Annotated in this window: 6 protein-coding genes; all 6 read left to right on the top strand. The window is 60.1% G+C overall.

The window, feature by feature from the left end; genetic code table 11:
• Window positions 1-428 precede the first annotated feature (428 nt).
• The 6 genes from JNN07_00915 to JNN07_00890 all read left to right on the top strand — a co-directional run bounded on the left by JNN07_00915 (window position 429) and on the right by JNN07_00890 (window position 9,809).
• The gene (locus tag JNN07_00915; GenBank protein ID MBL9166280.1) at window positions 429-2,858 is read left to right on the top strand and encodes a ComEC/Rec2 family competence protein; all 2,430 of its coding nucleotides are present in this window, start codon (window positions 429-431) and stop codon (window positions 2,856-2,858) included.
• Between the two features lie 738 nt (window positions 2,859-3,596).
• Window positions 3,597-4,430, top strand: coding sequence for an MBL fold metallo-hydrolase (locus tag JNN07_00910; GenBank protein ID MBL9166279.1), 834 nt, complete (start codon window positions 3,597-3,599; stop codon window positions 4,428-4,430).
• A gap of 277 nt (window positions 4,431-4,707) precedes the next feature.
• Window positions 4,708-5,403, top strand: coding sequence for an ABC transporter ATP-binding protein (locus JNN07_00905; protein ID MBL9166278.1), 696 nt, complete (start codon window positions 4,708-4,710; stop codon window positions 5,401-5,403).
• Complete coding sequence (locus JNN07_00900; GenBank protein MBL9166277.1) at window positions 5,403-7,769, top strand: ABC transporter permease; 2,367 nt, start codon at window positions 5,403-5,405, stop codon at window positions 7,767-7,769. The genes JNN07_00905 and JNN07_00900 overlap by 1 nt, the downstream gene beginning before the upstream one ends.
• 22 nt (window positions 7,770-7,791) lie before the next feature.
• A complete protein-coding gene (locus JNN07_00895) occupies window positions 7,792-9,018 on the top strand; it encodes an efflux RND transporter periplasmic adaptor subunit (GenBank protein MBL9166276.1) in 1,227 nt (408 codons plus the stop codon).
• A gap of 11 nt (window positions 9,019-9,029) precedes the next feature.
• On the top strand, window positions 9,030-9,809 hold the full coding sequence (locus JNN07_00890; GenBank protein ID MBL9166275.1) for an alpha/beta hydrolase: 780 nt from the start codon (window positions 9,030-9,032) through the stop codon (window positions 9,807-9,809).
• Window positions 9,810-10,029: the final 220 nt, after the last annotated feature.

Below are 10,029 nucleotides of genomic sequence, written 5' to 3'. Positions count from 1 at the left end.
CGCGACTGGTGGAGAAGACTTTTGGACAAAATTGTTTCTCCACTTCCCAACTGCAATGCAGTTGGAAGGCTCGAACCCAACTGGCTAAACCTAGGGGCATCTCCATGAGCGAACGCGACTCCAACTGCATGGATTGGGCTTTAGGCGGTTCCCGGAGGCTTGACGAGTAGGAAGGTGCTAGACCCTACGCCGGTAGGGCAATTCCTGCGCCTTTTCCGCCTGAAGGCGGAACTCCATACAAGAGAGCGAGTGTACGAAGGTGTATTGGATCGGTAATCAGCGTCATCCGGAAATAATCACACCGGGGTTCATTGCATACCTGAAAATAATCTCGACCTCGACCGGCGTGGCACCTAGATATCCGTCCGTTCGACGAGACTTCGCCAACAAGGAGGCGAGAGTGCATGCAATTCATACGCCGACATCCAATGATCGTGCCATTGCTCTGGGTGAGTGTGGGCATCCTGATCGGGGACGCGCTAGGCTGGGGATTCGTGGTGTTCCTCAGCGGAGCGGCGGTGTCGTGGAGTGTCTGCGCGCTGCGCAAGTTTCCAGAACTTGCCTTCCCGTTCCTGTTGAGCTGTGCCGGAGCTGCCAGGCTGACCTTGGCCACCACTCCTTGGTCACCACACGATCTGCGTCACCTCGTTCCCAACCAACCCTCACTGGTGTCGGTTCGCGGAACACTCCTCGAAACACCTCTCACCCGAATGTACTCACCCCCGGGCGCGAAACCTCGTCCGTTTGGACGAGCCACTCTGGAGGTGACGGAGCTGCAGCTTCCCTCGGCGACCTGGATCCCCGCGTCGGGGAGGCTGGCCGTGAGCATCGGCGACGAGCTTCCGGCCGAGGTTTACGGAGGGAGGCTGGTTGAGCTTACGGGAGTGCTGAACCTCCCACTGGAATCCTCAACCCCCGGGGCATTCGACTATCGAGCCTATCTGCGTCGGCTGGGAATCTACTTCGAACTCAGAACGGAAAGCGTCGCCGATTGGCTGGTGCTTCCAGCCAGTCCGCGGTCGCGTCCCCCGCTGTCGGATCGATTTCAGGCCTGGGGGCGTCGAATGCTCTACCTGGGTTTCTCTTCCCCCGATCCCGCCATCGACCTGCTGTGTGCCATGACCCTGGGGTGGAAGCCGGGACTGGATCCCGCCTCGGAGGATCCATTCATGAAAAGCGGCACGATGCACGTCTTTGCGATCAGCGGGCTCCATATTGCTCTCATCGCGATGATCGGGGTGGAGTGCCTGCGCTTGGTGGGACTGTCTCGACCGCTGGCAGGCTTCGTCGCGGTTCCCGTTATCTGGCTTTACACGGCGCTCACCGGCTGGCAGTCGTCGGCGATTCGATCCGCCGTGATGATGAGCATCGTGGCGGGCGGATGGATGCTCGATCGGCCTGCGAACCTGTTGAACAACCTCGCGGGTGCGGCGCTGGTCCTGCTCTGCTGGGATCCCCAACAACTGTTTCAGCCCGGATTCCAGCTTTCGTTTTGCGTTGTGGCTCATCTGGCGCTGCTCACCTCTCAGGCGGACGATCTTCTTCAGGGCGTCCGCCTGACAGAGCCCTACCTGCCCGACCGCCTTCAGCCGCGCTGGCGGCGCTACGCCGATCGGGCCTGGCATAAGGTCAAGCCTCACCTGAGCACCTCGGCGGCGGCGTGGGTCGGATCGGCCCCCCTGATGGCTCATTACTTCAACATCCTGAGCCCGGTCAGCCTGCTCGCTAACTTGGTGGTGGTCCCCCTGAGTTCTCTGGCCTTGGCCAGTTGCGTGGGCAGCCTAGCCGTTGGGTTCTGGCTCCCCACGGCCGCGGAATGGTTTAACCACAGCAGCTGGCTCCTGATGAACCTGATGCGTGAAGCGAGTATCTGGGCGGCGAAGCTTCCGGGAGCTTGGCTGTACGTTCCTAGCCCGGGAGTCCTGGGCTTTCTCGCATATTACGCCGCCCTCAGCTGCTATCTAGGTCCATGGGTAAACCGGTCTCGCCGACGCTGGAACTGGGTTTGGGGGACGGTGCTGGGTACACTTGGTGTGCTCTTGATGGAGCGAATAGCCCAAGGAGACCCTTGCCAATTGACGCTGATCTCCCGTCGCGGTGGGGCAGTGATGTGGTTGGATGAGGGGCTCGGCCGTCAGAAATGGTTGGTCGATCCAGGAGACGCCCGTGAGACTCAGCGCGTTACCATGCCGTTTCTCCAGTCGCAAGGAGTCAACTTCATCCCAAACTTGGTCCTTACTCATCCGAGCATCGGACAATCAGGAGGCGCGGAACTGCTCGAAGATGCTTTTTCAGTGCAGCGAAGGTTTTTGCCCGAGGGTGGGTTTCGGTCCCCCAGTTTCAAGAGGTTCATCCAGCGAGCGCGAGATTCCCAGCTGCACCTCGATCCCGTGGGCTTTCCCGAATCTATCGGTCAATGGCAGGCCTTGTGGCCGCTAGGAGCGGCTCGATCCGCGGCGGCAGACGATGCCGCGCTGGTGCTCAAAGGAACCTTTCGTGGCTGCCGGGTACTCTGGCTCCCCAGGTTGAGCACCCGTGCGCAGGATCAACTCCTGCGGAACCGGAGCACCGCCGCATTGTTGGAAGCTGATCTGGTGATCACAGCGATGCCGTCGCGAGGTGAGCCATTGCCGGCTCCGCTGCTGGAGAGGATCACACCCCAATCGATTGTTATCCTGGACGCTCATTTTCCGGCGTCGGCCCAAGCGACTCCGCAGCTGGTGTCGCGGCTGCGACAGACCGCTCGCGAGGTGTACCTGATCTCCCATCATCCCGTCCTTCAGTTCACCATCGCCCACGGCCGAGTCGTGTTGCGGTCGGGTCACCGACGCTTTCCATCAACCCAGCCGTTTCCGTAGTCGATTCAACAAAAGGTGGCCTCCCGAACAACACAAACCGGGAGGCCACCCCCACATGGCGGAGCGGGAAAAGTGCGTCGGAGGAACGGTTAGCGTTTGATGCTTTTGACCACTAGGCCGAGCCTAAATCGGTGTTCTTCCCAAGAAGCAACCCGGACGCGATCCAGGTTGCGGGCGGGCATGAGCCCAGAATTAAACTGGCATTCAGAGTCCAGGCGACACTCAAGTTCCTTCTTAAAAGCCGTCGCGGGCATGCCGCTGGGAGCTTGGAACATCGCGGCGTCCAGTGCCCGAGCCACAGTTGGGTTAGAGAATGTCCTAGCCATATCGTTCTAGTCACTCGTTTCTTAGACTTCTGACCTGCCATTCTTACGTGGAACCGTTTTGCCTATAGCACACCCCATGCCGATCACGCTAAGTCGGTATCCAGAACGCCCACCGCGCTGACAATCTCGCCTGGTGTCCCGGAGGGAGTGGGCCGGGAGTCTTCATTTCAACTCACCAAAGGCCTGATCCCACGCTGGGAGCCCCGTCTTGAGCCCAATGCCGGCCAAGCCGACGGCGCAAGCTCCCTCAGAATGAGAGTTGCTGGCACATAGGCTATAAAACCTTTAATTTTCAATAAGTTATAGCAGAGAGACCTATTCCGCGTGAAGTTCACGCGTGCAAGTGTGAAGATAGCGCACATCTGAAGATTGCCCTCGTTGCGATCGTTCCACTAGGGTCACGGTCGTGTCTGTGAGTTTCACCATTTTGGCGAGCGGATCGAGCGGCAATTGTGCGTATTTGGAGACCGGGAGCACACGATTGTTGATCGATGCCGGGTTGAGCGCGCGGCAGATTCGCCAGCGACTTTTGACCTTGGGCCGTGCGCCGGAGGGGTTGAACGGGATTCTCATCACTCACGAGCATTCCGACCATGTTCAAGGACTCGCGGTATTGGCCCGTAAGCTACGCATTCCGGTCTATTGCAATCGCCTGACCCGCGATGCCTTGTCTTCGGAATTGGGCTCCGACCTCCCGTTCCAGATTTTCACAACCGGAAACACGTTCGAAGTGGGCGACATTACTGTCGAAAATTTTAGCATTCCCCACGACGCACAGGATCCCGTGGGGTTCCTGTTGCGGACGAGCGAAGGGAACCTGGGCTTTCTGACCGACTTAGGCCATGCCACGCGCCTGGTCATCGAGCGGGTCAGGCCGGCACACGCCTTGGTGCTGGAGGCCAATCATGACTTGAAGCTATTGCAAGATGACACCCGCCGTCCCTGGAGCGTCAAGCAACGCATCGCCAGCCGCCACGGCCACTTGTGCAACGAAGCTGCAGCCACCACAACTGAAGCGGTCGTGCACTCGGGATTGCAACATCTCTTCCTGGGACATCTTAGTCGCGATTGCAACCGTCCTGAACTGGCTCGGGACACGGTGCAAGCAAAGCTCACGCAAATGGGTGCTGCGCACGTGAAGTTGACCGTGGCATCGCCCGACACACCGTGTCATCCGCTGACCCTACGTTCGTCGGTTTGTGAGTTCGCACCAGTGCCGGTCATGGCGGCTCCGCAGGCCGTTTGACTGAGCTACCGTCGCGTCGTCCGTCCCTGGGCGGAAACCCTGGAAGCAATTTGAAATGGGTGAGCTGGATTCGTGCGCCGCATGACGAGGTAGGGCGAAATACAACCTGGATCTCACCCACTTTTAACCACGACCATTTCTCCTCCCCCACCAAAGTAGTATTTGCAACTCGCGTGGCTCCAGGGATATTGGGGGCGTGCAGCTTCCGTGCGATGCGCGCATCCTCAGGAAATCGCCGCCGGAGCCACAGTCGACCATGAATCCAGTTCAACAGCCAGTGTTTCGGGTTAAAGACCTCACCAAGGTCTACGGAGAAGGCACGGCTGAGGTTCGAGCGCTGGATGGCGTTGATCTGACACTGAATGCCGGCGAACTGATCGTTCTGTTAGGTCCTTCCGGGAGCGGGAAAACCACCTTACTCAACCAGCTCGGGGGCCTGGACGTGCCAACGTCAGGCGAACTGTGGTATCGCGACACCGACCTCACCCACGCGGACGAGAATACGCTGACTCAATACCGTCGCGACAGCATTGGCTTCGTCTTTCAGTTCTACAACCTGATCCCCAGCCTGACAGCCGCCGAGAACGTGGGGCTCATCACTGAGATTGCCCAAGATCCCATGTCGCCGGAAGCTGCCCTGGACATGGTGAACCTGGGGCCTCGCCAACACCATTTTCCGGCCCAGCTCTCCGGAGGGGAACAACAGAGGGTCGCGATCGCCCGGGCTATCGCCAAACGGCCCGAGGTGCTTTTGTGCGATGAGCCGACCGGAGCGCTGGATGTTCGCACCGGGATTGTGGTTCTGGAGGCGATCGAACGTGTGAACCGGGAGCTGGGAACTTTGACCGTCATCATCACTCACAACGCCGTCATGGCGGAAATGGCCGATCGGGTGATCCATTTTTCCGACGGACGAGTCGCGAGCGAGAAGCGCAACAGCCACCGTGTCGCCCCTTCCACTCTCAACTGGTGATGATTTCGCAACTCGATCGCAAGTTGATCCGTGATTTGACCCGCATGAAGGGTCAGGCGGTCGCCGTGTCCTTGGTGATGGCTTGCGGCCTGGCCATGCTGGTGATGGCGCGCAGCCTCATCCACTCCCTGGAGACCACCCGCCAAGCCTACTATCTCAACCATCGGTTTGCAGATTTGTTCGTCCAACTGAAGCGCGCGCCCGAATCCATCGTGCAGCGTGTTCGGGATATTCCCGGGGTGGCCGGAGCCCAATCGGGAATCTCTGCGCAGGTTACTTTGGATTTGCCTGAACTGGACGAACCGGCGAGCGGAAACGTTCGCTCGTTGCCGGACATGGGTGATCCGGAACTGAACCGACTCTTTTTGCGAGCCGGCGAGTGGCTCAAGCCTCGTGGCCGCGGCGAGGTGCTGGTCGGCGAGGCTTTCGCGGAAGCCAATGGACTCCGTCCCGGCGACTCCATCACGATGCTGCTGAACGGCCGACGGAAGGCTTTCCGCATCGCCGGCATTGTTCTGTCGCCTGAGTTTATCTTCGAGTCGCGCCCCGGAGCGGCTCTTCCCGACAACCGCACCTACGGCATCTTCTGGATGCGCTACGAGGAACTTGCCAACGCCTTCGATCTGGATGGCGCCTTCAATCACCTCGTGCTGACGCTTGCCCCCGGGGCGATTGAGGCCGCGGTCATCGCGGAACTCGACCCTTTGCTCGAGCCGTATGGCGGACGCGGAGCCTACGGGCGCGCCAACCATCCCTCGCACATTCGGATCTCGGACGAGATTCGGGTACTCGAGACGATTTCGATCGGGTTCCCCATCGTCTTTCTCAGCGTGGCGGCCTTCATGACCAACGCGGTGCTCTCGCGTCTGCTCAACTTGCAGCGAGAACAGATCGCCATTCTGAAGGCTTTTGGTTTCCGCAATGGCCAGATTGTGGGTCATTACTTGAAGTTCGCTCTGGTCATGGTTCTCTTCGGCACGAGCCTGGGCAGCCTGGGGGGCGTTGCGATGGGACATCGCCTGGTCGTGATGTACAAGATGTTCTTTCGATTTCCGGACCTCTCGTTCCATCTCGATGCCCGGGCCTTCTGCATCGCCCTGACCGCTGCGATAATCGCGGCCATGGTAGGCGTATTCAAAGCGGTGCAGCGCGCCTCCCGCCTCCCGCCCGCCGAAGCGATGCGCCCCGAACCTCCGGCCAGCTACCGGCAGGCGTGGATCGAGCGCACTGGCCTCACTCGCTGGTTTTCTCACACCTTCCGCATCGCGGTCCGCAACATCGAACGACGTCCGGTTCAGGCTTTTTTCACCGTGGCTGGACTGGCTCTCGCCACGGGAATTCTCATTGTGCCCAACTGCTTTCGCGACGGAGTGCAGGAGATCCTCGGTTTTCAATGGGATGTGGTTCAACGTCAGGATCTCGAACTAGGCCTCATCGAGCCTACCAGCATTCGGGTCTGGTCCAACCTTCGCCAGCTTCCTGGTGCGGTAGCGGTGGAGCCTTTTCGGACCGCCGCGGTCCGAATTCGGGCCAACAATAAATTCCGCCAACTGGGACTTCGGGGCTTCGTGAAGGACTCACTTCACTCCCGCGTGATCGATGCCAACAAGCGTCGGATCGATCTGCCGGACGATGGGCTGGTGATGTCGGCCAAGCTGGCGGAGGTCTTGTCGGTCCGAGTTGGCGATGAGGTGATGGTCGAGTCCTTGGAAGGCAAACGTCGCCACGTTCGAGTCCGGTTGGTGGGGTTGGCTGAAGATTTCGCCGGCATCACCGCCACGATGGAGATGAAAGCGCTGAATCGACTCATGGGCGAAGGGGACGTCGTGAATGGCGCCAGCGTCACGATCGATGCCGCCCAGCGCAGCCGATTCCTCCGAGCCTTGAAGGACATTCCCCGGGTCAGCTGGGTGGCCATGAAAGAATCGCTGCGACGGAACTTTTCTCAAACCACGGCGGCAAGCATCAATCTGATTCAAACGATCTATCTCACCTTCGCCACCGTGGTGGCGTTCGGAGTGGTGTATAATAACGCTCGAATTTCGCTGGCCGAACGTTCCCGCGAACTCGCCACCCTGAGAGTGATAGGGTTTTCCCAGCGCGAGGTCGGTTCAGTGCTGATCACGGAGCTGCTGCTGTTGGCGCTGATCGCCGTGCCTCTGGGCCTGCTTATTGGAACCGGCTTTGCCACTGCGATCCTGGGCGCAATCAACACGGAAACCGTCCGTTTACCGCTCATCCTTCGCCTCAGCAATTACACGTTCGCCATCGTCGTCGTGTCTATCGCGTCTGCTCTGTCGGCGCTGCTGGTGTTGCGTCAGCTCAACCATCTGAATCTCGTGGGGGCTCTCCGAGCTCCGGAGTAATCCCATGCCGATCCTAGAACCCATGAATCCGTCCACGCCTAAGACCCTCGCGAGTCCGAACTCGCCCACCAAGCCAAACAAACGTGCCAGCCGACGTTGGATCTCCTGGCTGGCCATCGGAGTCTTCATCGCTCTCCTGGTAGCGGGCCTATGGCCCCGTCCCACGCCGGTTGAAGTGGTGAGCGTTGGCTCCGGGCCTTTGCGCGTCACGGTGAATGAGGAGGGCAAAACCCGCATCAAGCAGCGCTATGTGATTTCCGCCCCCGTCACCGGCCACCTTCGCCGCATTCCACTCAAAGCCGGAGACGCGTTGGACGGCACCAACACGCTCATCGCCGTGATCGACCCTCTCGCTCCCGGCCTGCTGGATGCCCGCAGCCGTTCGCTGTATGAGGCCCGACGCGATAGCGCCATCGCCAGCTTAGAACGCGCCCGCGCGCAACATCTGTACGCCACCAACGAACTGCGGCGTCTGGACCGATTGTTCCGTGAAAAGACCCTTTCCATTCAAGATCTCGAAGCCGCGCAGTGGCGAGAGATGTCCGCTCAGAAGGAACGCAGTGCCGCCGAGGCCGCGTTAAGGGAGGCCGAAGCCGCGTTGAAGGACTTTGGCACGGTTCAGGCAGGCGGATCTTCCGGAGCGGCAGAACCCACCGAGGTTCGAGCGGGCACACAAGGCCGGGTCCTGCGCGTGTTTGAGGAGAGCACCCGCGTGGTGACCGCAGGAACCCCGCTGGTGGAAGTTGGGGATCCGCAGGACCTCGAAGCCGTCATTGAGGTACTGTCCCGTGACGGTGCCGCCATCGCCCCAGGCACACGGGTGGAGTTGGAGCAATGGGGAGCAGGCGAACCGCTCGAAGCCAAAGTTCGGTTGGTGGAACCCTCGGCCTTTACCAAGGTCAGCGCCCTCGGGGTGGAAGAGCAACGGGTGAACGTCGTCGCAGATATTCTGACGCCACCGGAGAAGCGCAAAAGCCTGGGAGACGCCTATCGGATCGAGGGCAAGATCGTGATGTGGGAGATCGACCGCACGGTCAAGGTCCCCACCGGTGCCCTGTTTCGGCAAGGCGCAGATTGGGCGGTGCTGACGTTCGCTGAGGGATTCGCGCGGCTGCGCAAGGTGCAGATTGGACGCTCCAGCGGATCGGAAGCCCAGGTGCTCAGCGGGCTTCAAGAGGGCGAGAGGCTCATTCTCTACCCCGGTGACCGCATTCGCGATGGCCAGCGGGTCAAGGTCATGTCCATTTAACTTACCCCTGAATGCCGTCCCTTCCGGTTCCCATTCAACGTGCCCTGCTGGTAGGGATCGCCTGCTACCTCTTCATCGTAGTCCTGGTGGCAATCTTTCAGCGAAAGCTCATCTATCTTCCATCCCGTGCACCTGAGGGCATGGCGGTCAGCCAGACAACCCTCAAACCGTGGAAAGCGGAAGGCCTCACGATCGGCTGGACACGGGAAGTGGTCCACCCGGTGGAAATTTGGCTCATGTTTCATGGGAACGCCGGTCAGGCGGCGGATCGGGACTATGTCCTGCCGTCACTTCCCGAGAACGTGTCGCTCTATGTTCTCGAATATCCCGGCTACGGAGCGCGCGCGGGCTCCCCTTCGATGGATTCTATCAATGAGGCCGCGGCGGAGGCGTACGATCTTTTGCGCAAACAGGCGGGGGGGCTACCGGTGTCCGTGCTGGGGGAGTCGCTGGGAAGCGGCCCCGCTTCATGGCTGGCAACCCGGCCGGTTCCACCCGACCGCATCGTGTTGATGGTGCCCTACGATGCCTTGTCGAACGTGGCTGGAGCTCAGTTCCCTTGGTTGCCAGCCAGACTGTTGCTTCGGGATCGTTGGAACAATGTAGAGTCGCTCCGCAGTTTCAAAGGCCGGGTCGACATTTTCGTCGCACAAGAGGACGAAATCATTCCTGCGCGATTGGGGCGTCAGTTGGCGGAATCCCTTCCTGGGGCTGTGCTGCATGAGATCCCGGGGGGACACAATGATTGGTCCGTTGGAGAGAAGGTTCGGCTGAAGGTAGAGCGGCGCTAACGAAAGCGGCTCGAGCGGGGATGGGCTTGCGATCAACCGCAAGACGCCTCGCGTATATGGAGTGCGGCAGCCCGCTCTGAGCATTACCCACAAGTTCGGAGGGCTTCCTCCCTATCCCAACGGGATTGCGCCTCAAAGCCCAGGGTTGGGAGGAACGAGCTACCCTGGGGAAAACGCCATAGAATCCACAACCCCATCGTGGGTTGCGAACCCTGTGGGG

This window comes from Verrucomicrobiales bacterium (assembly GCA_016793885.1).
Lineage (GTDB): Bacteria > Verrucomicrobiota > Verrucomicrobiia > Limisphaerales > UBA11320 > UBA11320.
This window is presented reverse-complemented; position numbering and strand designations above follow the sequence as displayed.